We start from the raw sequence: 24,045 nt of genomic DNA on the forward strand, positions 1-24,045 counted from the left end.
AAAAACAGGGGCTTTTATAATTTATGGGTCTACCCACCCACTTAAGTCTTAGCAAGTTACTACTGAGTTAAATCTTAAACTTTCCACAGTTTTCAAAAAATGAGCTGCTACTTCATCTATCTGTTCTGCCGTATTAAATCTACCAATACCAAATCGCACTGAAGCATGGGCTAATTCTTCCGGGTATCCTAAAGCGGTAAGAACATAAGAAGGTGCAACATGATGGGAAGAACAAGCAGAACCGGAAGAGACAGCTACTACTGGTTGGAGTCCTAAGGACAGTGCTGCTCCATCAATACCTTCCACACTAATATTCAAATTTCCTGCTAGTCTTTTGCTGGGGTGTCCATTCAGGTGAATTCCCCCCACTTTAGATATCTGTTTCCATAGTCTTTCTCTAAGGGTTTCCAGGCGAAAATTCTCTGTTTCCTGTTCTTCCAGGGCAATTTCTATAGCCTTGCCAAAACCCACTATTTGGGGTGTATAGAGGGTTCCTGAACGCATCCCCCTTTCATGACCTCCACCGTGCTGTTGGGGTGCTAGTTTTACCCTAGGATTCTTTCTGCGGAAATATAAAGCTCCAATTCCCTTGGGACCATAAACCTTATGAGCGGTTAAAGACATTAAATCAATATTCAATGCTTCCACATCTAAGGAAATCTTGCCAATGGCTTGTGCAGCATCAGTATGAAATATCACTCCCTGTTGGTGACAAATCCTCCCAATCTCACTTAATGGTTGTAAAACCCCAATTTCATTATTGGCAGCCATAACAGACACTAATATAGTATCGGCACGTAAAGACTTTTCTAATTTTTCTAAATCAATTAGTCCATCTTTTTCGACGGGAAGAATAGTTAGTTCAAAACCTATGGTTTTTAAATATTCACAAGTGTCTAATACTGCTTTATGCTCTGTAGCAACGGTAACTATATGTTGACCTTTAGAAAAGTATGCTTCTGCTACACCCTTAATCGCTAAATTATTGGCTTCCGTTGCACCACTGGTGAAGACTATTTCTTCAGGAGTGCAGTTAATTGCGGTAGACAAAACTTCTCTGGTCCTTTTTACTGCTGCTTGACCTTCCCAACCGTAAACATGACTATTACTAGCAGGATTACCAAACTTTTCTGTAAAGTACGGAATCATAGCATTTAATACTCTTTCATCTAGGGGAGTAGTAGCATGGGAATCCAGGTAAATGGGACGAATGGACATATTTTCTCTCAACGATTAATTAAATCAAACTACATCAAATTGGGTCTTAGTTTTTGAGTTCTTGCAATTTTTTTAATACTGTTTGGGCATGACCCTTGCTCTTAGCATTTGGCCAGGAATAGGCAATGATTTTATCGGGTGCGATTAAGAAGGTGGAACGAGCAACCCCCATATATTCTTTTCCCATGAATTTCTTCATTCTCCACGCACCGTAGGTTTCTATTAACTGATGTTCAGGATCTGTTAACAGGGTAATTGCCAGGTTATGCTTGGTGATGAATTTACAATGGGACTTACTGGAGTCTGGACTGACTCCTATAACTTTCCCATCCAAATCAATAAATTCTGATGCCAATTCGGTAAACTCCTTGGCTTCCATAGTACATCCCGGGGTGTCATCTTTCGGGTAAAAATATAGAACCACCCACTGATTGATCTGGTATAAGCTAACTAGGTTCTCATCTTGGTCTAGCTTAGCAAAATCAGGTGCGGGTTTTCCAATTTGAGGAATATCACTCATGGTGGATAATTAAGCAAAATGAGTAGGCAAAAACTATGTTACGGGACTTCGCTAATCGAGAAGAGTTAGTAACTTATATACGGGAACAATTCCCTCAAGCTGCACAAACAGGTGATTATATCAGTGGAACTTCTGGGGGTAGAAAAGCAGCAGTGGAACAACTAGAAAAGGTAAATGCTGTATTGTACGCAAAAACACGCAATTACTTGACTGGAGCAGTAACTAGGTTATCACCCTATATTCGTCATGGTGTTTTGAGTTTGCGAGAAGTGAGGGAGTATATTCTTAACACAGTGGAAAATTCAGAAGATGGAAGCAAGTTAATTAATGAACTGGGATGGCGGGACTACTGGCAAAGATTATACATGAAGTTAGGCAAGGGTATTTGGGAAAATCAAGAAGAATACAAAACGGGTTATCACAGGGGAGATTACTCCCATACCCTCCCGGAAGATATTCAGGAAGGTAAAACTGGACTGGTCTGTATTGATAGTTTTAGTCAAGAATTACGAGTGACAGGTTATCTCCACAATCATATCAGAATGTGGTTGGCAAGTTATATTATTCACTGGAGAAAAATTCAATGGCAAGCGGGAGCTAAATGGTTTTTGCAGCATTTGTTAGATGGAGACCCAGCAAGTAATAATATGTCTTGGCAATGGGTGGCTAGTACTTTCAGTCACAAGCCCTATTTCTTTAATCGAGAAAATCTAGAACGCTATACAAAAGGAGTATATTGTTCTCGATGTCCATTATATGGTAAGTGCGTATTTGAAGGCAGTTATGAGGATTTGCAATCAACCCTTTTTCCCCATTCCCCCCTAACTTAAACTTAATCCAGCCCTAATCCAGTTTTAAAAACCTGTCCAACGCTGCTACTAAACTTGGTGGCCATCTGCGGATATTTCTCACCCAGTTAATATCCTTATATCTGGTGTCTAATCCGTAAGCTGCTACCCAGTTGCTTTCTGCTTCCCCTTTTTTACCCCCTACCCAATAGGTGGCGGTTAAAGCGGCACGCATATCAGCAAATCGGGGATATTTACGAACTATATTTCTCATTTCTCTTTCCGCTTGCTCTTTTTTCCCAATTTCATACATGGCTAAAGCATAGTTTGCACGAGCAAAGGCAAAGTTAGGTGCTATTTGTGTGGCTTTTTGATAATCGGCGATCGCCTCTTGCCATTTTCCTAGTCCTGTTTTAGCATTACCGCGATTATTATATGCCATAGCATCTTGGGGGTCTAATTCTAAAACATGATTATAATCAGCGATCGCCTCTTGCCATTTGCCCAATCCTTCTAAAGCTGTACCTCTATTTAGGTAAGGATCTGTCACATTGGGAGCTAATTTAATGGCCTGATTATAATCAGTTAATGCTGCTTCTAATTTATTTTGACTAACCCGGGAATTACCCCGATTACTCCATGCACCCGCATTGGTGGGGAATCTCTCAATAATTTCAGTCCAATATTTTTCAGCGGTGGCAAAATCACCCTTGTCAGTTGCAGCAAATGCTTGGGTTGCTAACTCATCTCCCAACTCTAACTCTTGTGCTGTAATGTGACTTGTTTCTGCTACTACTGGTAAGCAATTACTTAGAGTTAGTAATAAGCTTACCAACAAAATTGTTAACAGACTCAAAATAGTATTCTTTTTCTTAGTCATTTAATTTTCTGTCATATACAACACTGCCAATAAATCAATAATATGTTGACCGGGATCTAAGTGGGTAGGTGGAATTAAATATAAGATCAACGCAGGTTGAGTTTAATATGAAACCCAACGCCCCCATGGGTTACCCTACCCTCAACCCATCCTACAAATAATTGTGCCTCCCTAGTTATAACAATGATAACTGTTCACTATTCAGTTGGAAACCAAGATGTTGATATGCAGCACTTGTAACCACCCTCCCCCGTGGTGTGCGACTTAAATACCCTATTTGCATTAAATATGGTTCATAAACCTCTTCTATAGTCTGTGTATCTTCCCCCGTAGCAGCGGCCAAGGTTTCTAAACCCACAGGACCACCATGGAAATTTTCAATAATTACAGTGAGCATTTTTCTATCGGTCCAGTCCAAACCACAGGGATCTACTTGAAATAGGGTTAATGCTTCTGCAGCAGTAGGTTGATCAATTTGAGGACGGGATTTAACTATAGCATAATCACGCACTCGCTTGAGTAATCTATTGGCTATTCTCGGTGTACCCCGGGAGCGTTTAGCAATTTCCGTGGCCCCTTCTAAATTCACTATAGTTTGTAAAACCTCTGCACTACGCAAAACAATTTGACTCAGTTCTTCTACCTGATAAAAGCGCAGTTTTTGCACCAGTCCAAACCGATCTCGCAGGGGAGAAGTTAAAGCTCCCACGCGAGTTGTGGCTCCCACCAAGGTAAATTTTGATAGCGGTATGGTTCGTACTTTGGCTCCGGATCCTTTACCAATGGTCACGTCTAAACGATAATCCTCCATGGCTGGGTACAAAATTTCTTCAGTCATGCGAGAAAGTCTATGTATTTCGTCAATAAATAACACATCCCCTGGTTTCAGGTTCACCAATAACCCCACTATATCTCTGGGACGCTCTAAAGCTGGCGCACTAGTAATTTTATAGTTTACCCCCATCTCTGAAGCCAAAATCATAGCCATAGTGGTCTTACCTAAACCCGCAGGACCATACAATAGCAAGTGATCCATCACATCACCCCTAGATTTAGCCGCTTTAATGGCAATATCTAGTACATCTTTTAAATCCTGCTGTCCAATGTAATCTGCAAAACGTCGGGGACGAATGCTATCCTCCTGTTTATCATCTTCACCCACGGTTGCTTCCTGTTGCAGAATCTTTTCCTCGGAGGAAACTTTTTCTACCCTCGGTTTCGCTACTCCTCGGTGCTTTTTCGGCTTTCCCCCAGATTCGGAGGGCTCCTTTTTTGACGAGATTATGGCCATAATTAAGCTGTCTTAAGCTAGGGACTGGAATTTGGAAATTTAGCTTTCCTAAAGATTGCTTTTTCCTCTATAATAACTCAGTTGATTTTTTCACCTAAACAGTGGTCTCAAAGTTTAAACTAAAACGAGTAACCAATCAATATGGCATGACGAGCATAATTGGCTGGACTACCCACCCAAGCTCCTTCCTATTGGAAGGCTTTGTCTGTTTTTATACGAGGTTGTTGAGATGTATCTGTAAATAGCTAAGTATAAGCAGGCATTGTATTATTGTGATTTGTTTAAATTACAAATTTCCACTCTTGGTCAGGCAATAGTTCATTAGATCAAGGTAAATAGAACTAAAAATAAGCGACTAGCCAACCAGCATAGAGGTGGGAAAATCTTTGTGAAGAATTGGTTTTTTACGTGAACTAGTACTACCAGTTGGCATTTACCGAAAAAATGGATACAGTAGAATGTCCAGTTTCTAACCCAACAACAATTTTGCCAACGACTAGGCCAACAGTTATCAAAAGACAGAGAAATTACTATGCTATCTAAAAGAATTTTACCTTGTTTAGATGTCAAGGCTGGACGAGTTGTGAAAGGTGTCAATTTTGTTGACTTGAAGGATGCTGGAGATCCAGTAGAGCTAGCTAGGGTTTACGATGAAGCTGGTGCTGATGAGTTAGTATTTTTAGATATTACAGCTACTCACGAAGACCGTGATACTATTATTGATGTAGTTTACCGAACTGCTGACCAGGTTTTTATTCCCTTGACTGTGGGAGGGGGTGTTCAAACATTAGAAAATGTTAAAGATTTGTTACGAGCGGGAGCTGATAAAGTTAGTATTAATTCAGCAGCTGTCCGCAATCCGCACTTGATTAACGAGGCGAGCGATCGCTTTGGAAATCAGTGTATTGTGGTAGCCATTGATGCGCGAAGGAGAGTTGAACCTGACTCTACGGGTTGGGATGTGTACGTGCGAGGTGGTAGGGAAAATACAGGCATAGATGCTTTATCCTGGGCACAGGAAGTTGAAAAAAGGGGGGCTGGTGAACTGTTAGTAACTAGTATGGATGCGGATGGTACTCAAGCTGGCTATGACCTGGAATTAACCAGAGCGATCGCCCAAGCTGTGGAAATTCCAGTCATTGCTTCTGGTGGAGCTGGCAATTGTCAGCATATTCACCAAGCTCTAACTCTAGGACAAGCCGAAGCCGCCTTATTAGCATCCATACTGCATTATGGACATTTAAGCATTGCGCAAATTAAAAATTATTTGCAAGAACAATCTGTTCCCATCCGCTTACCGTGTTAATCCCGCTCTTGGCAACCAGGTATATCTCTGACCAAAGTCAGACACAGTTCTCAAAAACAGTGTTAATATTAGTTGACTAGTATTAAGAAATATTAAGAATTATGTTGATTCCTATTCTAATTTTTGATGTAGCACTGGTAGCTTGGTCGCTCCATCTAATGGAGAAGGCCATAGAGAACAAGGAATTTTCCCTGATGTTAGCGGGTGCATTGGTTGCTGTAGCAGCAGCAGCCATGTTAGTGGTATATTTCCTCATGGGGAACTGTATGTCCTACCTGTTAAAAATCGGTTGATAGGGAGCAACCGAATAGGGGAAAAGATAGTTTAAAGCGGTCCAGGAGCTAATCCATGTAACTGACGTATAGCTCGAATACAAACGGGACAATCACAGCCAAATAGCTGAATAGCTTCATCACTTTCTGCATCAGTCAGAACAAACTCATCCGTTGCTGATTGGTCAGGCTGTGAGCTGGCTATTACTATTGATTCAGACTTTGGAGGAGAGGTGGCTTCCGGGATCTGTATACATATTTGTTTGCCAGTAGTAGGTGAATGAGGCGATCGCACGCAGGAGAGACGAGTTTTACCGGAGGTGATAGTAGGACTAGCATGAACTGGTTGAGCGATCATCACCGTAGTGATAACAGATGTAAACAAGACTGGGCTAGACAGCAAAGTCAACAGGAATTTTTTGTTCATGAAGTTGAAAGAAAGTGAATAGAATTAAGATACTATTTTAGACTAGGAGTAAGGAACTGGAAACAGAAAAGCCGATATGCTGTATGAAACAGACTTTTATACATGGACTCAGGAACAGTCCCAAGCTCTATTAAATCGCCAAATCAATAGTTTAGATTGGCAACATCTAGCAGAGGAGATTGGCGATTTGGGAAACCGCCATTATGACCAACTAAGTTCCCGGTTGAGCATTCTGATCGGTCATTTGCTGAAATGGAAATATCAACCCGCTAATAGGAGCAACAGCTGGAAAGCCACCATTCGGGAACAGAGACGGAAAATCGACCGTTTACTGGAGCGAAATCCCGGGTTGAAAAATAAATGGAATGAAGCCTTAGAAGAAGCTTGGTTAGATGGTAAAGACCTAGCCATTAGAGAAACAGGATTAGACGACCAAGACTTTCCCGAGGAGTGTCCCTTCAGCAGTTTCCAAATCCAAGATTCCAATTATTGGGCATAATTGTAGAATGTGGAATGAGCAAAAACCAATTTTTGGAGACAAGATCAAAAAAATATGACCAATCAATCAACCATCCCAGTTATCGTCAATGGTGCTGGAGGAAAAATGGGTAGGGAAGTGATCAAAGCCATATCCCAAGCATCAGATATGACCCTGATGGGTGCTATTGATACCTCCCCAGAACACCAAGGAAAAGACGCTGGAGAATTAGCAGGTCTAAACATAGCCCTAGAAGTTCCCATCACCAATCAATTAGAGCCCATATTGGGCTATGTTGCAGGAGAAAGACAACTACAACCACCAGTAATGGTTGATTTTACCCATCCTGATGCAGTTTATGATAACGTTCGCAGTGCGATCGCCTATGGGATTCGTCCCGTGGTGGGAACCACCGGTTTAAGTCCCCAACAACTGGAAAATTTAGCTGACTTTGCCGAAAAAGCTAGTACAGGTTGTCTAATAATTCCCAACTTCTCCATAGGTATAGTATTGCTACAACAAGCAGCAATTACCGCATCCCAATACTTTGACCATGTAGAAATTATTGAACTTCACCACAATCAAAAAGCTGATGCACCCAGTGGTACAGCGATTCAAACTGCCCAATTATTAGCAGATATGGGTAAAACCTTCAACCCACCCCAGGTAACAGAAACGGAAAAAATTGCCGGTGCGAGGGGTTGTTTAGCAGATGAAGGAATAAGGATTCACAGCGTGCGTTTACCTGGACTTATTGCCCATCAGGAAGTAATTTTTGGTGCAGCTGGTCAAATTTACACCCTACGTCATGATACCAGTGATCGCTCTTGTTATATGCCAGGAGTTTTATTAGCCATTCGTAAGATTAATCAGTTAAAATCATTGGTATATGGATTAGAAAAAATCCTGTGATTGCGGATGGGGAATCAAGGTTTAGGGAGCAAGATTAGATTATGATTATTCCACTGACTCGGCAAAAACTAGAACAGATTATTCCTTTGATTGGTAGTGGCGACCAGTATAAATACTACTGGGGAAAATTCAATAATTTTCTCCAAAGACTGTTAATTTCTGTGGTGACAGTGGTGGTGATTTTGCTGATTAAAAACCTCCTGCAATTGGACTTTGGTTTGGTATTTGTTTTTGGTGTTTTCGGTGGTTTTTTTTGGTTATGGTATCCCGTTTATCAAGCGAGTATTCGTAATTTTAAATATCGTAGTTATAAATATGGTGGTTTTTTTCGAGGAAGGATTGTAGACTGGTGGATTACAGAAAAAGTAATTGGCAAACAGGAGACAGTCAATAATCGCGGAGAATTGGTCATTATCGAAAATCGGGAAAAGCGGATCAATTTAGAAATTGGCGATAACACAGGGTTCAGCATTGAATTTGATGCTCCCTTACGTTCCACCCATAAGGCGATTGCCCGTGGTCAGGTGGCAGAAATGTTAGTAATGTCTAACAGTGCTGATTTAAGCACAATTGAAGAGTTTAGCAATATTTACATCCCCAGTCGTAATTTGTGGGTAAGTGACTATCCTTATGTGCGGGAGGACTTATTTAATGAGGTCAGTCGTCGCATTAGAAGCTCCCCTCGTGGTCGCTCCCAAACACCAAAATATAGAGCAAAACCCCAAGATGATTACTATGATGATGAATCGTGACATACTCCACACACTCCCTTACAGGTGAGTGTGGGCTTCTCAACGACTCTTCTATGAAGACATTGATTGAGCTTTGAGGGCGTGTGTCCCACGCGCCTTTATATTTATAGCCGCATTTAGATACCGGCACAAGCTAAGTTGGGTGGGTGGAATTAAATATATTAAATATAAGATGAATGTAGGTTGGGTTGAAGTATGAAACCCAACGCCCCCATGGGTTACCCTACCGCTAACCCCTCCATACCTAGAACCATAAAATGGTTTTTAAAAACAAAAGAAGAATAAATCAACTGCTCACCAAATGATGTAGTTCCTCGGGTGTGAGATGGGAATGAACCACTTCACCATCCCGAAACCAAACAATACGTTTAGTTTGACTAGCTACTTCCGTTTCATGAGTTACCATAATTACAGTAATTCCCGTACTATTTAACTCAGTAAAAATATCTAACACCTCTTGAGTAGTGCGAGAATCTAAAGCACCAGTTGGTTCATCTGCTAAAAGTACCACTGGAGCATTGACAATTGCACGAGCGATCGCCACTCGTTGTTGTTGTCCTCCCGATAGTTGATTAGGTTTATTGTGCAGGCGTTTTTCCAAACCCACTCTAATCAGAGCTTCTATAGCTCTGGCTTTTCTTTCTCCAGGTTTAACACCAGCATAAACCATGGGTAGCATGACGTTTTCTAGAGCTGTCAATTGAGTTAATAAATGAAATTGTTGAAAAACAAAACCCAATTTGAGATTGCGAATTTGTGCCAACTGTTGATCATTCATATCAGCAACATTCACATTATCTAAATAATAATTACCACCACTGGGGCGGTCTAAACAACCAATAATATTCATGGCGGTAGATTTACCGGAACCAGAAGGACCCATGATGGCACAATATTCTCCTTGATTAATTACTAGGTTAATATTATTCAGGGCCTTCACTTCTGTTTCCCCAGTTCCATAGACTTTAAATATGTTCTCCAAGCGGATAATCTCTGGTTGAGAGCAAGAATTACCATCCAGAGATTCATTTACCAAGTCACTAATCATCAAGGTTGTAGACATAAAAGTTTATCCTATATTCTTTTTCTAAGCACTTCTTAAAGCCACGATAGGATCTAGTTGAGCAGCACGACGAGCGGGGAAAACGCCGAAAAATAGACCGATTGCGCCAGAAATACCTACGGTCATAAAAATGGAACTAAGGGAAGTAGTAGCATCTATTATCCCTAGGGAAGACACTAAACTTAGTCCACCAATTCCTATACCTGTACCAGCTAATCCACCAATTACGGAAACAATAATGGCTTCAATAATAAACTGAAGTAAAATGTCTTGTTGGGTAGCACCTATGGCCTTTCTCAAACCAATTTCTTGGGTTCTTTCAGTTACCGAAACCAACATGATATTCATGATTCCAATACCACCAACAAACAGAGAAATGGCAGCAATTCCCACCAACATCAAACTCAGAGCATTGGAAATTTGACCCACTATTTGTAAAGCATCCTTTTGGGTACGAATAGTAAAGTCATTTTCTCCCACCAGTTTATGGCGTCGTCTGAGTAAATTAGTAATTTGGAATTTTGCCGCATCTACGCTATCAGCATCTTGAGCAGAAGCGGTTATATAGGTGACCTCTAATCCATAGGGAGATGTTTTGCCAACTATACGATTTGCTGAGGTCATGATGGGAACCAGCGCAGATGAATCATAGTCAACACCTAAATTAGATCCCTTTTCTGTCAACACACCAATTATTTGAAAACTGGAGTTTTTTATTTTAATCTGTTGACTAATGGGATTTTGATTGCCAAACATCTTTTGTTTTAACTTACTCCCAATAACTACTACCTGGTTACTCCGTTTCATATCCAAATCATTAAAGAATCTACCTGTAGCTACTTCAAAGTTACGCACCTGCAAAAAATTGGGAGTTGTACCAATGATGTTGATATTAGTATTTTTGTTTTTATAGGTAACTACTTGCCTACTGTTTAGTTCTGCTGCAGTTGCTTTAATAGTAGGAACTTGAGTTTCAATAGCTTCAGCATCTGCATATACTAAAGTCTTAATCACATCCCGAGAGACCCTTTGAGTTTCTTCGTTCCCCGGAATTACAAACAACACATTGGGACCTAGGGAATTTAACTGTTGGGCTACATATCTTTGTCCCCCTTCTCCTAAACCAACCATCATAATAACTGAGCTGTTGCCAATAATAATGCCTAGCATTGTTAAGGCACTTCTTAGTTTATTTGATAGCAGGGTTTTACCTGCCATTTGAAAGGTTTCTACAAAGTTCATAGGTTTTAATATTTCATTTAGTTTGGTTTTTTGCTTTTGTAGTCTTTGGGGGGATTAATAAATATTAAATCTCCCGTTTGTATTCCTGTTAAAACCTGGGTCTCATTTTTTATTTGCGCTCCAATGCTAATTTCCCTAAACTCCGGTTTATTGTCACTATCCGGTACTAATACCCCCGTCTTACCATCTTCAGTGAGAATAGCAACTGTGGGAATGGTTATAGCATCTTCCAAGCGATCGCCTAAAAAGGTTACGTCCACATTTAAACCTGATCGTAACTTATCTCCACCATTGACGATGAAAATCCTCACCTGGAAGGAGGTCACACCTTGTTCTATTACTGCTTCGGGTGCTATTAGGCGAACACGTCCTGTAAAAACCTGATCTGGATAAGCATCACTGATGATTTCTACTTGCTGTCCCTTTTTTATTCTAGCAATATCCGCTTCTGGAATTAGCGCTAACACTTCTAAACCTCTTGCTAAGGCCACAATTGAGCTGGAGGTGGCTGATGTACTACTAGAAGCGGAAGTTGTGGGGGTAACAAAAGCACCGATATTGGCGTATTTTTGAGTAATGATTCCCGCGAAGGGAGCGCGAATAATGGTATCTTCCAATTGAACCTGTTGTCGTTTTAATTGGGCTTTTGCTGCTTCCACCACTGCTGTGAGTCTGGCTATTTCCTGGGGACGACTGCCATTTTGTAATTTTCTCAGTCCTTCTGTCTCCTGGGTAACCACTGCTTGCTGTCTTCTAATCTCCTGTTCACGATTGCCAGCTTCCTGTAGGGACAATCGTTTTTCCGCTTCTCGTAAGTTGGATTTTGCCCTTTTATTTTCTGCGATGTACTGGTCTAAGGTGTCTTGGGAAATTGCCCCCTCCTTAGCCAATTTTTGATATCGGTTGAGTCTTGCTTGGGTTAGTTCTAACTGAGACCTGGCACCTTCTACACTCGCTTTTGCCTGTTCAATCTCTTGGGAACGACTACCTGAACTAATTATTTCTAATTGGGCTTTTGCCTGGTTCACTCTGGCCTTAGCTTGGGCTATGTCTTCAACACGACTACCTGCTTCAGCATCTGCTAACTGCGCTTTTGCTTGTTCTAAATTGGCCTGGAATTGCAAAATTCCCATTCTGATCTCTGAATCATCCATACGGGCTATTATCTGTCCCTTTTCTACTTTTTCTCCCTGCTCTACGTTTAATTCTGCCAATAACCCAGCGTTTTTGGGACTCACATTGACACTTTGTATTGGTTGTACCTTACCGCTAGCTGTAATTCTCACGGTGAGATCTTTGGCTTCTACTGGAACCGTTAGTTTGGTAATATCTGGTTTACGATTTTCAGAATTGCCAGCTTTTATGATGGTTGTTGCTCCCAATATTAACACCCCAGATGCCACGATCCCTATTATCCAACGCCAGGAATACTGGCCTTTTTTACCTATTAGGGGAATCTCAACGTGTTTACTTATGCTAACCATTTGTCCTCACCTCTTTGTAGTTTTAATTAAATTAATGTCTGATTTAATAGGTCCTTTGGGTTTCAGTGATTTTTATTTACTTGTTTTGCCTAAGCTAGTACGAGTATTAACTTCTCCTTGGGAACTGATTTTTGATAAATGGGTGTCTATTTATAATCATAGTTCATAATTCGTAATATTTCTTTAAGGAAGTGAAAATTTCCCACCCTGTGATTTTTTTACATCTAGGAGTAGAATTTTTGATGTTGTTTCAGGTAAAAATCGTCTAAGCTATGGTAAAGAAGATTTAATTTATGACTTAAGAGGCGGTAGTGTGCCGAAATACCTTGGTTTAATCTCTGTTTTAGTTGTCTGTGGTTTATCCAGTCTACCCGATCCTGTTCAAGCACAGGCACTTCTCCCGTATGCTATACAACTCAATAGGGCAAATTTAGAAAAGCAAGGGTTAAGACTAGCCCAGGAAGCAGCCCAACTGGCTCGACTTGATCAGTTTGAGCTGGCCATACCCAGAGCTAAAATGGCCGTGCAATTGGCACCAACAAATGACAAAGTATGGTTTTTGTTAAGTCAGTTACATGTACAAAGAAAGGATTTCCCAGAAGCGATCGCCTCTTTGACACAAGCCCAAAAACTCAACCCCAATAATCCCGATATTTTATTTGCCCTGGGATCAGCTAATTTCCAACAGAAAAATTATCAACTTTCAGTAAAATACTATCAATCAGGGTTAAAATTAAGACCAAATGATCCGGAAGGATTATTTAATTTGGGTAATACCTATTACATGTTGGGTAGATTACCAGAAGCGATCGCCCAACTTAACCAAGCTGCTAATCAAGACAAGAAGTTCTGGCCAGCAATTAATAACATTGGTCTAATTAAATACGAACAGGGAGACGTAAAGGGTGCCATTAAAGAATGGGAAAAAGCAATTGCCATAGACCAGAGAGCAGCGGAAGCTCTCTTAGCGTTAGCAGTAGCTCTTTACACCCGGGGTGAAAGTCAACAGGGGTTAACCAAGGGAGAACAGGCCCTAAAAATAGATCAAAGGTATGCGGATCTTGACTTTCTCAAAGAAAATCTCTGGGGAACAAAGTTACTGTTAGATGCTAAAAAGTTTTTAGAACTACCTGAGATTAGATCAGCTCTAGAACCGAAAGAAGAGACACCTAGCCCAACAGACAATCAGTAGCAATGGATCAAGACGATTCCCGGTTACCATTGAGGAGATTCATAACTTGAGCAATAAATTGCTGGTGATCAACAACTGGCTTAGAAATATAGTCATCAGCACCACTTTGTTTGAGAAAATTCTCGCGATCGCCCTCCATAGCGTGAGCGGTGACAAGAATTACAGGTAGTCTTGCTGTTTGGGGGTGAGATTTTAACAGTTGTGTAATTTTGATTCCATCCACAGACTCACCTTGATAAAGACTATGTGACAGAGAAACATCCATTAAAATCAAATCAGCTCCCCCTGATTGGGCGATGGTGATAACTTCTGCCACATTTTCCGTGTGTTTTACCGCTAAACCAGCACGTTTGGTTAAAATCTTGGCAAAGACACGAGCATTAATCAGGTCATCTTCCACAATCAAAACTGTCTTCATGAAAAATTCCATCCAATTAGGTAGGTTTAGGTAGGTGAGGTAAAATAACCAAAGACTGTAGATAAATTCATAAGGATATGTATTAATGAAAATAATTTACATTAGTTTGAATTTCCTAAGTTTTAACCATAAAACAGCAGCAGCTATGGATTTCAGCCTAATAATCAATAATCTAGGGAGTGGAATCAATATCAGGGACAATATGAGAGTTCTTTTTGCAAAAGAACTGTAAAAATTAGTTAGGAGATCCCATCTCCCATATATTTCAGTGGTGCAGCAGTTGTTAAAGTGTTCAATTACAACGAGTTTTATATAGCTAGAATTCAGGGAAGAACTCATGGCAGAACAGTTAAACCTTCTCAATACGGGACAGGTAGTTTCTACGGCCCTACACACAGAAATGCAAAGGTCTTATTTAGAATATGCCATGAGTGTGATTGTAGGGCGAGCATTACCAGACGTACGGGACGGACTAAAGCCAGTACATAGACGAATTTTATATGCCATGCACGAATTGGGTTTAACACCAGATAGACCCTATCGAAAATGTGCCCGCGTAGTTGGTGATGTGTTGGGTAAATACCATCCCCATGGCGACCAAGCTGTATATGACGCTCTAGTGAGATTAGTACAGGATTTTTCCAGTCGTTATCCTCTATTGGGGGGACATGGTAATTTTGGCAGTGTGGATAATGATCCACCAGCAGCAATGCGGTATACGGAAACCCGCTTGGCACCAATTGGTCATGAAGCAATGCTCCGGGAAATTGGCGAAGAAACAGTAGAATTCGTGGGTAACTTTGACAATTCCCAGCAGGAACCCACGGTTTTACCAGCTCAGTTGCCATTTTTGTTAATCAATGGTTGTGCTGGGATTGCTGTGGGAATGGCCACTAATATTCCTCCCCATAATTTAGGGGAAATAGTCGATGGTTTAATCGCTTTAATTGACCATCCTGACCTAACGGAGGAAAAACTACTGGAATTAATTCCAGGTCCGGATTTTCCCACCGGTGGACAAATTGTTGGTAGTGGGGGAATCAAGGAAGCATACAATACGGGTAAAGGTGGCATTATCTTACGTGGTGTCGTTTCTCTAGAAGATATTGTCTCCACCCGAGGTGGAAGGCGTCGCACGGCAATTATCGTCACCGAATTACCCTATCAGGTCAATAAAGCAGGTTGGATTGAAAAGGTAGCTGATCTAGTTAATCAAGGTCGCTTACACGGAATTTCGGATTTGCGTGATGAGAGCGATCGCCAGGGAATGCGGGTAGTAATTGAACTCAAACGGGATGCTAACCCGGAGGAGGTAATTGGGCAGCTGTATCACCAAACGGCATTACAAACTACCTTTGGAGCCATTCTGCTAGCTTTAGTAGAAGGACAACCCCGTCAGTTAAGCCTGCGACAAATGTTACAGGAGTTCCTGCGTTTTCGGGAAGACACTCTTAACCGTCGTTACAGTTATGAGTTGGGCAAAGCTGAAAACCGAGCAAGTATAGTCGCTGGTTTATTGAAAGCTCTTTTTGCTGTGGATGAGGTAATTACAATCCTACGACAGTCCCCTGATGGTAGTACAGCCAAAATGGTCCTTTGTCAGCAATTGGATCTGACGGAAACTCAAGCTGATGCTATTTTGGCTATGCCATTACGTCGTTTAACCAGTTTAGAACGGCAAAATTTACAGGAAGAATTTGATCAGCTCAATGAGCAGATTACTTCCCTGCGCAGACTCTTAGAAGACCGACGCGAGTTACTCAAATCCTTAAAAAAGGATTTACGAACTCTCAAACGTAAATATGGGGATACCAGAAGAACTAAACTAATACCTGGGCAGATAGCTGTTAAAGCAGATAAAGTCAATAATCAGCCATCCTCTCCGGGAGAAAAGGAAAAATCCAAAATTTCCCAGGAGGAACAACCACCAGAACCCGCCATTTTGGAATTTACCCACCGTGGCTACGTACGTCGTCTTGCTCCTGGTAGCAAAAAAGCTAAAGCTGAAACTATCATGGGAGACAATGATTTTCTCATTCAAACTGAAATAACTAATACCCACCAAGATCTATTGATTCTCAATACTAGTGGCAAAGTTTATCCTGCGAAAGTGGGAGATATTTCCCCTATTAGTCCCCGTTCTCCCAGGGGAATACCATTAATTACCCTGCTCACTAACACAGCTCAAGGCAATGTGGAGGGGATTTTGGGTCGTTTTATTCTCCCGGAAACCAAAGATACTCATGACATGGTTATAGTAACCAAACAAGGAAGAATTAAGCGGCTTTCCTTAGAAGAATTAACCAATGTTAGCAAGCGAGGAATAACCATATTAAAAGTAAAAGATGATGACCAATTGTGTTTTGCCCAGTTAACTAATCCTAATCACAATCTGATTTTAGCCAGTTCGGGAGGTCGTTGTTTACGTTTTGCCATTAACGATGACCAATTACCAGTTATGGGACGTGGCGCCATGGGTTTACAATCCCTCCGTATTCTTAAAAGTCAGCAAATTATAGGGTGTGTCGCGATTGGACAAGAAGAAAATTTATTGTTAGTGACCCAGGAGGGATATGCCAAGAAAATATCTAGTAGTAGTTTAAGAGCGGGTAATCGAGGTGATTTGGGTACACAGATGTTGAAGTTCCATAACAAAACCGATAACCTGGTGGCCATAACTAGGACTAATAGCAGTCAGGAAGTAGCACTGGTTACTAATAAAGATCGCGTGATCAAAACATCTATAGAATCCATACCCATCCTAGATAGGGACGCTAGGGGGGAGAACATCCTCCCCATGACTAGGGATGAAATAATTACATCAGTAGTTTTAGTCCTAGAAACCGGAAGTTAAGTGGAATTAAATATAAGATCAACGCAGGTTGGGTTGAAGTATGAAACCCAACACCCGCGTGGGTTAAACCCATCCTACAAATAATTGTGCCTCCCTAATTAACATTTCCAGAGAAATAGTTAAACGGGAATGTTGCATTTTTGAAAATATTTGTTATATTAGTTTACATAAGACAATAAAACTTAGTAAACTCAAACTGGAGTGCGAACCATGAGTAATGCAGCAAAAACCACTAGCTCCGTACCAGAAGACCGCAATGCATGGCGTTGGGGGTTCACTCCCCAAGCTGAGATCTGGAATGGTCGCTTGGCCATGATTGGTTTTGTATCAGCAACCTTAATTGAGTTGTTTTCTGGTCAAGGCTTCCTACATTTTTGGGGTATTTTGTAGATTTTGAGACTTAGAGTTTTTCCCTGAGAACCTGGTAGTTACTAGCTACCAGGTTAATTTCATATCCAACATCATCTCTAGGTAAACAGAGCGACCTACATTTTATGAAATGTCAGTGCTTCGCCAGATCCCTCCCGATCGCCCTTTATTGTGTCCTAGACCCAGGATCTCGTAGGTTGGGTTGAGTTTAATACGAAACCCAACGGACCCACAGGATATAAAGAATTACTCCTAACCGAGAAGCATCTTTTAACTGTGACTTACCAAACAGCGTGCTTTAAAATTAGGAATAGTCCAAACTAACCGCAGGATAAGTAAGGTAATAGAATGGAAACCAAATCATCACAGGTGCAACCCACCTTATATGACAGTGATTACCATCTCTGGATACTCAAAACTGTAAAACAACTGGAGAGTCGTGACTTTAACTCCGTTGACTGGAATAACTTAATCGATGAGGTGCGGGATTTGAGCAGACGGGAGAAAAGACGCATGCAAAGTTTGCTCACCCTGTTAATAGAACACCTGTTGAAAAGCACTTACTGGGAGTCAGAAAAACCGACAAATTTAGCGCATTGGCAAGCCGAAATCACTAACTTTCGTAAACAGATCAAAAGAGAATTAAAAGCGAGTCCTAGCCTCAATACCTATCTAAAAGAGATATTCATAGAATGTTATCAAGACGCAAGGGAAATTGCTGCCAGGCGATCGCAATTACCGCTCACCACTTTCCCCGTCGAACCTATTACTAACCTGGAGACAATTTTAAATGAGAATTGGTTTCCGATTTAAAATTATGGATCTTTACTCAGCAAGTAGGGAGGCACAATTATTTGTAGGATGGGTCTCGTTCCTCGACCCATTTCGCAATCGCTCTTTTCATTATAATTACCACATTTTTTGAGTTATGCATCATATTTGTTGTGTTTTAATCCACAAATGAAATATTGTTCCTGATTTTTCCAAAATTAAACACTCATTTGCTGTCTTTGATAGAGTGACCAGTATAGACCTTTTTGTTGTAGTAAACTTGGGTGATTGCCTTGTTCTGCGATAATCCCCTTTTCCATAACCAAAATTAGATCTGCACGCTTTAAAGGAGCAAATCTATGGGCAATTAAAAACACCGTGCGGTGAGCGGAAATTTTTTGTAAATTGGATAAAACCTGCTGTTCAGTTTCACTATCTAAAGCGCTAGTTGCTTCGTCTAGGATTAGAATTGGCGCAGGAGAAAGAAACATTCTAGCTAGGGCTATTCTTTGTCTTTGTCCACCAGATAAAGCTGTACCCCTTTCACCCACATTAGTTTCATAACCAAATGGTAATTGACTGATAAAATCGTGTGCAACTGCTAATTTAGCCGCCTCTACTACCTGTTTAGCTGTAATATCTGGATTACCTAAACTAATGTTTTCTAAAATTGATCCATTAAATAAAAAGTCCTCTTGTAACACCACTGCAATCTGTCCTCTTAAAGATGCTAGGTCACAACTTTTGAGATCAAAGCCATCTATTAAAATACGTCCCGATTCAATTTGATATAGTCTTTGTAGAAGTTTAGATAGGGTACTTTTACCAGAACCACTACGTCCCACAATCCCTATAAACTGACCTGGTTGGACTTGGAAAGAAATTCCCTTTAACACCGGTTCGGTGTGGGGACTGTAACGGAAAAAAACCTGTTGAAAACTAACTTCTCCTTTTAGTGGTGGTAGAACTAATCCCGTTCCCATTTCCGCTTCTGGTGCAGCATTAAGAATATCGCCAATTCTATCTACAGATAGTAAAACCTGTTGGAGATTTTGCCATAGTTGCACCAATCGTAATAAAGGTCCTGTTACTCTTGCTGATAACATTTGAAAAGCAATTAATTGACCTACAGTGATTTGGTGGTCAATCACTAATCTCGCTCCCACCCAAAGTATTAATAAGTTAGAAAAATTAGTGAAAAAATTGCCAATATTGCTACTGATATTGGAAGTTGTAGAAGCTTTAAATCCGGTACGGATAAACTTAGCAAATAGTCCTTCCCATCTTTCCCTAGCTACTGGTTCTGCTGCATGTGCTTTTACAGAATGAATAGCTGTAATTGTCTCTACCAAAAATGCCTGACTATCCGCACTACGGTTAAAAGTCTGATTTAACCAATTTCTTAAAATGGGGGTGGAAATAATTGTTAAAGCTGCAAATAGTGGTAAAACTGCTAGGGATACAAAAGTAAGAGTTATGTTATAGTAGCACATCAATGCCAAATATACTATGGCAAAAATACTATCCAGAATTACCGTTAAAGCTGTACCAGTTAAAAACTGTCGAATCTGTTCTAATTCTTGAACCCTAGCAACCGTATCTCCCACTCGACGAGCTTCAAAATATGCCAAGGGTAGACGCATTAAATGGCGAAAAAGTTGAGCAGATAAACTTAAATCTAACCTTCTTGCTGTATGGGTGAAAATGAAGACCCTTAAAATTCCTAAAACCGATTCAAAAACACTAACCAATAATAGAGCGATCGCCATGACATCGAGAGTTGCTAAACTCTCCTGTACCATAACTTTATCAATAATTACCTGGGTAATCAATGGTGTTGTTAAACCCAATAATTGTAAAGTAAGGGATGCTAATAAGACCTCACTCAATAACTTACGGTATTTCCAAATTGCGGGTGCGAACCAGGAGAGATTGAATTTTTCCTGTTCAGTAATTAATTCAGTTTGCCATAATATACCATCCCAGGATGATTCCACTACAGATTGTGTTAAACATTCACATTCAACACTCAGGGGGTTAGCAATAATTAAGTCTTCACCTTTGATTCCATAAACTACTACCCAGGTATGGGAGGATTTCCACTGTAAGAGAGCGGGGAAAGTTAATTGTTTTAAATCATTCCAGCTTACTTGAATTTTCCGGACTATTAAACCGATTTTTCCCCCAGTTTCTATTAAATTTTTGGGGGTTTCTCCTCCTAGTTGACGTTGCACCCAGTCTATAGCTACGGGATTGTTTAAATATTGCATCACCATTGTTAGACAAGCGGATGCAGTGTTACCACTGGCTATAAAAGGATAGTTAGCGATGGTGGACTTAGTGGTTGATGTGCTCAGATTTGAAGACTCAATTAAGGTGGGTTGGTTTTGTTCTTCCTGATCAGACCAAAATTGATCGATTTGGGGGTGGTTGAACTCTTTCCATAAGGATGTCTCCCAATAAATAATTTTTACTTCTCTACTAGCAGCTACTGCTTTACAGTTTTTAAAAACTGGCTGCAAGTTGCCAAACCAGTCTCCATCCCCTAAAGTGACCACGGGTTTATTCATCTCGTCCCGCAATCGCACTTTACCACTAATAATAAAAAACTGATATCTCCCTGTTTCTTGTGACCAAATTTTTTCGCCCATTTGGTATTGACGAATTTCCGATTTACATTTTAATTCTGTTTGCTGATCAGCGTTTAACCAACAAAAAGGCAATTTTTTCCACTCTATAGCATCTAACACATTTAGTCTGACAATTTTTCAAGTTTGATGTTTGGTTTTATAATTGAGAATATTCACAAATATTCTCAATCATTCCGAATTATTTCCTAGAATTGACGGATACTTAATAAATCTCTTAACTGACTTGTAATTTTACGGTTACATTTTGAATCTTCTCTCCCAACCATTTTTCAAATAGCTCATTCTGTAATGATTGTTTTAATTGCACGTTTTCTAGGGAAGATAATAAGATATTCTCCAGTCTGAATAGGTTAAAAGTACCCTCTATTTCTATAGGTCCAATCAATTCTCCCATATTCGCTCCATCTACGGAAGCACGCAGTATATCTGGTAAACTACCACGACTAATAGGACCCATCATACCATTAAAGGTTTTTTCATCTGCTAAAGAATATTCTTTTGCCAGTTGTTCAAAACTACCTCCTTCTTGTATCTGTGTGTGCAACTCCTCCGCTAATTCTCGCGTACTCACCATAATTCGAGAAAGCACAACCCGATCTAAATAAATCTTCCTTTCTATAAAATATTCCGGTATTTTTGGCTCGGTAATTACTACCTTGAGTTTTTCTAGTTTGAAACTAAAACTCACGGATTCATAAAATGTTCCATAATCCGTACCATTGTTGGTTAACCAATTTTGAAACTGCTCTTGGTCTGTCAGTTGATTTTTTAACCTAAAATCAATTATTGCTTGCTCGATTAATGCTGTGCTAATATCTACATCATTTCTATTTTTTATCTCTTTTTCTAGTATATATTGCCTCACTACATCATTAATAAACTGATTGAGTCTACCAGAAACTTGTAAATAATTAACTACCTGAGAAAGTTCAATTTGTTCGTCATTGATTGTAAAAAATGATGAGGATTCCATAAAATTAATATGATGAAAATGTGACCAATCTATAGCTGGGTCTTTTCTTTAAATAATAGATAACTATTGGGGAAAATAAGGTTCATTATGATAAAGATTTTATAAATTAGTAATCAAGAAAATTTCTTATCTCTCCCCGCTCTCTTACATCTTCCTCTTTGTATTTATTTCAAACTGATTAAATTAATACTCTTTGAAAAACTACTGCTAATATCATTGCCACAATTGCCCCTATTAATGTATTGAAAATATTCACCACTTCATTAGTTAGCCACGTATATTTAGATTGCAATGTTGCACCAATTACACTTTCTAAATTAGTCGCAATAAATGAGGCGATCGCACACCAAAAAATTCCTGGCATATCTATTAAATTTACACTCCATCCCACAATGGCCACTAAAATTGAACCGACCATACCAGCTAGAGTTCCTTCTAAGCTAATTGCACCTTCTGTACCTCTGGGTACTGGTTGTAGGGTAGTGATTAAAAATGTACGTTTTCCGTATGCTTTACCTATTTCACTAGCAGTTGTATCAGATAATTTGGTGCTAAAACTGGCTACATAACCTAAGCATAGCAAATAACTCCAAGCGGGTAGTAATAATACTCCCAGGGAACATAAAGCTCCAATTAAAGCAGACCCCCAAACGTTTTCTGGACCTCGAGCACCAGAGCGTTTTTCCGCAATTCCCTGAACTTGTTTCTGTTTAATCCCAATGCGAGTCACTCCCGAACCAACAATAAAATAAAATCCCACTACTAAATATCCTGGCCATCCTAATGTTCCCCAGATGATCACACCCAATAACCAAGCATGACGAATACCCGCGGGGGTCAATAGTTTATTGGGGATCCTATCAACCAATGTCAGTAAAGCAGCGTTTAATGCTCCACCTGCTAACCAGGGATTAATGGTGTTGAATAGTTCTAACATGGTAAATCAATTATAAATTATGGCTATCTAGGGTATTTAACCACAATCAGTATAGGTTAAGTGTAATAAATTCGCTAACTTATAAACAATTCTCGCACCTACGTTACCATCCCACTCCCCGTCACCAACCTCACACACATCAAAACCAATAATCTTTCTACCAGTTTTGACCACTTTCCTGAATAAACCATAAGCTTGCTCCAATTCCAATCCACCAGGTACGGGGGTTCCAGTGTGAGGACAAAGTTTGGGATCTAAACCATCAACATCAAAGCTGATGTAAACATGGTGGGGTAAATTAGCCACTATTTCTTCACATAGGTCATTCCAGGTTTTACCAGCATATTGCTGCTGTTTAATGATTGGGTCATAATAAGCCACAATGCGATTATTTGAACCTTTGATAATTTCTACTTCGTCAATACAAATATCCCGTAAACCAACCTGGACTAATTTGGATATCTGGGGTATTCCCAGTGCATTGAACATAATTGACCCATGGGAAAATTCAAATCCTTCATAAGCAGGTCTTAGATCTGCATGTGCATCTATATGTAAAATACCAAAATCAGAGTATTGACTCCCTAGAGCTTGTAAATAACCCAAGGGTGAACTGTGGTCACCACCAATAACCCCTACTTTTTTCCCCTGGGAGATTGTCTGTTGACACTGGTCAAATAACCACTTGTTCAAGTCTCTCCCTGCTTGGTTTACTTCCGCTAGTATACCGGTTAAGTCTGGCTCTGCTTTTAGAGCTTTACCCTCTGCTTGTCTTTGAATAATTTTGGCAGCTTGTTGACGATAATAATGATTTTTATCTAGAATATCTTGGGAGATTTCCATGAGAAAAATCCCTTGTTTCCAACCGTCAGGGTTATCAAGGTCAAATAAATCTATTTGGTAGGAACCATCCAAAATCCGCTGTGGTCCATTCCCAGTTCCAGTCCGATATGAAACGGTTACTTCCCAGGGAACGGGGAAGATTATTAAATTAGCAGAATCATAAGTGTCTGGTAACCCTAACAGATTACCATTGATTTGTGATATACCACTGGGATCGTAGTCTTGAATATTGCTCATGGTTATAGTTCATAGTTTTATGGTTTATTTTGCACGACTACTTAATACAACTCCTATACTACCATAAAGCAAAAAAAAGGTTTGGACCCTAGCCAAACCTCCAAAATTGCTGTGCTTAACAACGTACTCAACTAATTTATTCCCAGTTCTATGACAAATCAACTTTC

General features: G+C 40.1%; 23 protein-coding genes. 10 read left to right on the forward strand and 13 right to left on the reverse strand.

Annotated elements, in window-relative coordinates:
• Window positions 1–48 precede the first annotated feature (48 nt).
• Both C6N34_RS05230 and C6N34_RS05235 read right to left on the reverse strand, forming a co-directional pair.
• Window positions 49–1,218 (reverse strand): cysteine desulfurase family protein, encoded by a 1,170-nt coding sequence (locus C6N34_RS05230; protein ID WP_115539101.1) that lies wholly within the window; start codon window positions 1,216–1,218, stop codon window positions 49–51.
• 46 nt (window positions 1,219–1,264) lie between these two features.
• Entirely contained in the window at window positions 1,265–1,738 is a 474-nt protein-coding gene (locus tag C6N34_RS05235; protein WP_057177641.1) for a peroxiredoxin, read from the reverse strand.
• A 35-nt stretch (window positions 1,739–1,773) separates the two neighbouring features.
• Between C6N34_RS05235 and C6N34_RS05240 the strand changes: the two genes are divergently transcribed.
• A complete protein-coding gene (locus tag C6N34_RS05240; protein WP_057177640.1) occupies window positions 1,774–2,568 on the forward strand; it encodes an FAD-binding domain-containing protein in 795 nt (264 codons plus the stop codon).
• Window positions 2,569–2,581: 13 nt separating this feature from the next.
• On the opposite strand, the gene C6N34_RS05245 is transcribed toward C6N34_RS05240, so the two are convergent.
• Together C6N34_RS05245 and ruvB are read right to left on the reverse strand one after the other, a co-directional pair.
• Window positions 2,582–3,406 carry a tetratricopeptide repeat protein gene (locus C6N34_RS05245; protein WP_369806387.1) on the reverse strand — a complete coding sequence of 275 codons (825 nt, stop codon included), beginning with the start codon at window positions 3,404–3,406 and terminating at the stop codon, window positions 2,582–2,584.
• A 175-nt stretch (window positions 3,407–3,581) separates the two neighbouring features.
• On the reverse strand, window positions 3,582–4,697 hold the full coding sequence (gene ruvB / locus C6N34_RS05250) for a Holliday junction branch migration DNA helicase RuvB (RefSeq protein ID WP_115539102.1): 1,116 nt from the start codon (window positions 4,695–4,697) through the stop codon (window positions 3,582–3,584).
• Between the two features lie 532 nt (window positions 4,698–5,229).
• On the opposite strand from ruvB, the gene hisF reads away from it, so the two are divergent.
• Complete coding sequence (hisF, locus tag C6N34_RS05255) at window positions 5,230–6,003, forward strand: imidazole glycerol phosphate synthase subunit HisF (RefSeq protein ID WP_006278227.1); 774 nt, start codon at window positions 5,230–5,232, stop codon at window positions 6,001–6,003.
• 101 nt (window positions 6,004–6,104) lie between these two features.
• A complete protein-coding gene (locus C6N34_RS05260; protein ID WP_057177637.1) occupies window positions 6,105–6,296 on the forward strand; it encodes a hypothetical protein in 192 nt (63 codons plus the stop codon).
• A 31-nt stretch (window positions 6,297–6,327) separates the two neighbouring features.
• On the opposite strand, the gene C6N34_RS05265 is transcribed toward C6N34_RS05260, so the two are convergent.
• Window positions 6,328–6,702, reverse strand: coding sequence for a hypothetical protein (locus C6N34_RS05265; RefSeq protein ID WP_231922741.1), 375 nt, complete (start codon window positions 6,700–6,702; stop codon window positions 6,328–6,330).
• A gap of 76 nt (window positions 6,703–6,778) precedes the next feature.
• Here C6N34_RS05265 and C6N34_RS05270 point away from each other — a divergent pair, with 76 nt between their 5' ends.
• The 3 genes from C6N34_RS05270 to C6N34_RS05280 are packed head-to-tail and all read left to right on the forward strand — an operon-like array spanning window position 6,779 to window position 8,844.
• Window positions 6,779–7,201, forward strand: coding sequence for a DUF29 domain-containing protein (locus C6N34_RS05270; RefSeq protein ID WP_006278230.1), 423 nt, complete (start codon window positions 6,779–6,781; stop codon window positions 7,199–7,201).
• 54 nt (window positions 7,202–7,255) lie between these two features.
• Window positions 7,256–8,092: a 4-hydroxy-tetrahydrodipicolinate reductase gene (dapB, locus tag C6N34_RS05275; RefSeq protein ID WP_057177636.1), complete on the forward strand. Its 837-nt coding sequence runs from the start codon at window positions 7,256–7,258 to the stop codon at window positions 8,090–8,092.
• 41 nt (window positions 8,093–8,133) lie between these two features.
• Window positions 8,134–8,844: a hypothetical protein gene (locus C6N34_RS05280; protein ID WP_057177635.1), complete on the forward strand. Its 711-nt coding sequence runs from the start codon at window positions 8,134–8,136 to the stop codon at window positions 8,842–8,844.
• A 286-nt stretch (window positions 8,845–9,130) separates the two neighbouring features.
• Here C6N34_RS05280 and C6N34_RS05285 read toward each other — a convergent pair whose 3' ends face one another.
• The 3 genes from C6N34_RS05285 to C6N34_RS05295 are packed head-to-tail and all read right to left on the reverse strand — an operon-like array spanning window position 9,131 to window position 12,633.
• On the reverse strand, window positions 9,131–9,907 hold the full coding sequence (locus C6N34_RS05285) for an ABC transporter ATP-binding protein (RefSeq protein ID WP_057177634.1): 777 nt from the start codon (window positions 9,905–9,907) through the stop codon (window positions 9,131–9,133).
• 24 nt (window positions 9,908–9,931) lie between these two features.
• On the reverse strand, window positions 9,932–11,149 hold the full coding sequence (locus C6N34_RS05290) for an ABC transporter permease (RefSeq protein WP_115539103.1): 1,218 nt from the start codon (window positions 11,147–11,149) through the stop codon (window positions 9,932–9,934).
• A 17-nt stretch (window positions 11,150–11,166) separates the two neighbouring features.
• A complete protein-coding gene (locus tag C6N34_RS05295) occupies window positions 11,167–12,633 on the reverse strand; it encodes an efflux RND transporter periplasmic adaptor subunit (protein ID WP_115539104.1) in 1,467 nt (488 codons plus the stop codon).
• A gap of 313 nt (window positions 12,634–12,946) precedes the next feature.
• Here C6N34_RS05295 and C6N34_RS05300 point away from each other — a divergent pair, with 313 nt between their 5' ends.
• Complete coding sequence (locus C6N34_RS05300; protein ID WP_115539105.1) at window positions 12,947–13,825, forward strand: tetratricopeptide repeat protein; 879 nt, start codon at window positions 12,947–12,949, stop codon at window positions 13,823–13,825.
• A 7-nt stretch (window positions 13,826–13,832) separates the two neighbouring features.
• On the opposite strand, the gene C6N34_RS05305 is transcribed toward C6N34_RS05300, so the two are convergent.
• Complete coding sequence (locus C6N34_RS05305; RefSeq protein ID WP_057177629.1) at window positions 13,833–14,243, reverse strand: response regulator; 411 nt, start codon at window positions 14,241–14,243, stop codon at window positions 13,833–13,835.
• Window positions 14,244–14,580: 337 nt separating this feature from the next.
• Here C6N34_RS05305 and gyrA point away from each other — a divergent pair, with 337 nt between their 5' ends.
• The 3 genes from gyrA to C6N34_RS05320 all read left to right on the forward strand — a co-directional run bounded on the left by gyrA (window position 14,581) and on the right by C6N34_RS05320 (window position 18,279).
• Window positions 14,581–17,097, forward strand: a complete 2,517-nt coding sequence (gene gyrA, locus C6N34_RS05310; RefSeq protein WP_115539106.1) for a DNA gyrase subunit A — start codon at window positions 14,581–14,583, stop codon at window positions 17,095–17,097.
• Between the two features lie 210 nt (window positions 17,098–17,307).
• Window positions 17,308–17,487: a chlorophyll a/b-binding protein gene (locus tag C6N34_RS05315; RefSeq protein WP_057177627.1), complete on the forward strand. Its 180-nt coding sequence runs from the start codon at window positions 17,308–17,310 to the stop codon at window positions 17,485–17,487.
• A 327-nt stretch (window positions 17,488–17,814) separates the two neighbouring features.
• Entirely contained in the window at window positions 17,815–18,279 is a 465-nt protein-coding gene (locus tag C6N34_RS05320; RefSeq protein WP_115539107.1) for a DUF29 domain-containing protein, read from the forward strand.
• A 176-nt stretch (window positions 18,280–18,455) separates the two neighbouring features.
• Here the strand turns inward: C6N34_RS05320 and C6N34_RS05325 are convergent, their stop codons facing one another.
• The 4 genes from C6N34_RS05325 to C6N34_RS05340 form a co-directional block, all read right to left on the reverse strand.
• Entirely contained in the window at window positions 18,456–20,987 is a 2,532-nt protein-coding gene (locus C6N34_RS05325; RefSeq protein WP_006278241.1) for a type I secretion system permease/ATPase, read from the reverse strand.
• 115 nt (window positions 20,988–21,102) lie between these two features.
• Window positions 21,103–21,861 carry a foldase protein PrsA gene (locus C6N34_RS05330; protein WP_057177624.1) on the reverse strand — a complete coding sequence of 253 codons (759 nt, stop codon included), beginning with the start codon at window positions 21,859–21,861 and terminating at the stop codon, window positions 21,103–21,105.
• A gap of 178 nt (window positions 21,862–22,039) precedes the next feature.
• Window positions 22,040–22,798 carry a TIGR00297 family protein gene (locus C6N34_RS05335; RefSeq protein WP_057177623.1) on the reverse strand — a complete coding sequence of 253 codons (759 nt, stop codon included), beginning with the start codon at window positions 22,796–22,798 and terminating at the stop codon, window positions 22,040–22,042.
• 36 nt (window positions 22,799–22,834) lie between these two features.
• Window positions 22,835–23,878, reverse strand: a complete 1,044-nt coding sequence (locus C6N34_RS05340) for an agmatinase family protein (protein WP_115539108.1) — start codon at window positions 23,876–23,878, stop codon at window positions 22,835–22,837.
• Between the last annotated feature and the right edge of the window lie 167 nt (window positions 23,879–24,045).

It is taken from the genome of Cylindrospermopsis raciborskii Cr2010 (genome assembly GCF_003367075.2).
In the GTDB taxonomy this organism is placed as follows: domain Bacteria; phylum Cyanobacteriota; class Cyanobacteriia; order Cyanobacteriales; family Nostocaceae; genus Raphidiopsis; species Raphidiopsis raciborskii.

What these genes read in the sequence shown, in the direction of transcription:
- C6N34_RS05230 (WP_115539101.1), bottom strand. Translation starts at nt 1,218, where the DNA reads ATGTCCATTCGTCCCATTTACCTGGATTCCCATGCTACTACTCCCCTA.
- C6N34_RS05235 (WP_057177641.1), bottom strand. Translation starts at nt 1,738, where the DNA reads ATGAGTGATATTCCTCAAATTGGAAAACCCGCACCTGATTTTGCTAAG.
- C6N34_RS05240 (WP_057177640.1), top strand. Translation starts at nt 1,774, where the DNA reads ATGTTACGGGACTTCGCTAATCGAGAAGAGTTAGTAACTTATATACGG.
- C6N34_RS05245 (WP_369806387.1), bottom strand. Translation starts at nt 3,406, where the DNA reads ATGACTAAGAAAAAGAATACTATTTTGAGTCTGTTAACAATTTTGTTG.
- ruvB (WP_115539102.1), bottom strand. Translation starts at nt 4,697, where the DNA reads ATGGCCATAATCTCGTCAAAAAAGGAGCCCTCCGAATCTGGGGGAAAG.
- hisF (WP_006278227.1), top strand. Translation starts at nt 5,230, where the DNA reads ATGCTATCTAAAAGAATTTTACCTTGTTTAGATGTCAAGGCTGGACGA.
- C6N34_RS05260 (WP_057177637.1), top strand. Translation starts at nt 6,105, where the DNA reads ATGTTGATTCCTATTCTAATTTTTGATGTAGCACTGGTAGCTTGGTCG.
- C6N34_RS05265 (WP_231922741.1), bottom strand. Translation starts at nt 6,702, where the DNA reads ATGAACAAAAAATTCCTGTTGACTTTGCTGTCTAGCCCAGTCTTGTTT.
- C6N34_RS05270 (WP_006278230.1), top strand. Translation starts at nt 6,779, where the DNA reads ATGCTGTATGAAACAGACTTTTATACATGGACTCAGGAACAGTCCCAA.
- dapB (WP_057177636.1), top strand. Translation starts at nt 7,256, where the DNA reads ATGACCAATCAATCAACCATCCCAGTTATCGTCAATGGTGCTGGAGGA.
- C6N34_RS05280 (WP_057177635.1), top strand. Translation starts at nt 8,134, where the DNA reads ATGATTATTCCACTGACTCGGCAAAAACTAGAACAGATTATTCCTTTG.
- C6N34_RS05285 (WP_057177634.1), bottom strand. Translation starts at nt 9,907, where the DNA reads ATGTCTACAACCTTGATGATTAGTGACTTGGTAAATGAATCTCTGGAT.
- C6N34_RS05290 (WP_115539103.1), bottom strand. Translation starts at nt 11,149, where the DNA reads ATGAACTTTGTAGAAACCTTTCAAATGGCAGGTAAAACCCTGCTATCA.
- C6N34_RS05295 (WP_115539104.1), bottom strand. Translation starts at nt 12,633, where the DNA reads ATGGTTAGCATAAGTAAACACGTTGAGATTCCCCTAATAGGTAAAAAA.
- C6N34_RS05305 (WP_057177629.1), bottom strand. Translation starts at nt 14,243, where the DNA reads ATGAAGACAGTTTTGATTGTGGAAGATGACCTGATTAATGCTCGTGTC.
- gyrA (WP_115539106.1), top strand. Translation starts at nt 14,581, where the DNA reads ATGGCAGAACAGTTAAACCTTCTCAATACGGGACAGGTAGTTTCTACG.
- C6N34_RS05315 (WP_057177627.1), top strand. Translation starts at nt 17,308, where the DNA reads ATGAGTAATGCAGCAAAAACCACTAGCTCCGTACCAGAAGACCGCAAT.
- C6N34_RS05320 (WP_115539107.1), top strand. Translation starts at nt 17,815, where the DNA reads ATGGAAACCAAATCATCACAGGTGCAACCCACCTTATATGACAGTGAT.
- C6N34_RS05330 (WP_057177624.1), bottom strand. Translation starts at nt 21,861, where the DNA reads ATGGAATCCTCATCATTTTTTACAATCAATGACGAACAAATTGAACTT.
- C6N34_RS05335 (WP_057177623.1), bottom strand. Translation starts at nt 22,798, where the DNA reads ATGTTAGAACTATTCAACACCATTAATCCCTGGTTAGCAGGTGGAGCA.
- C6N34_RS05340 (WP_115539108.1), bottom strand. Translation starts at nt 23,878, where the DNA reads ATGAGCAATATTCAAGACTACGATCCCAGTGGTATATCACAAATCAAT.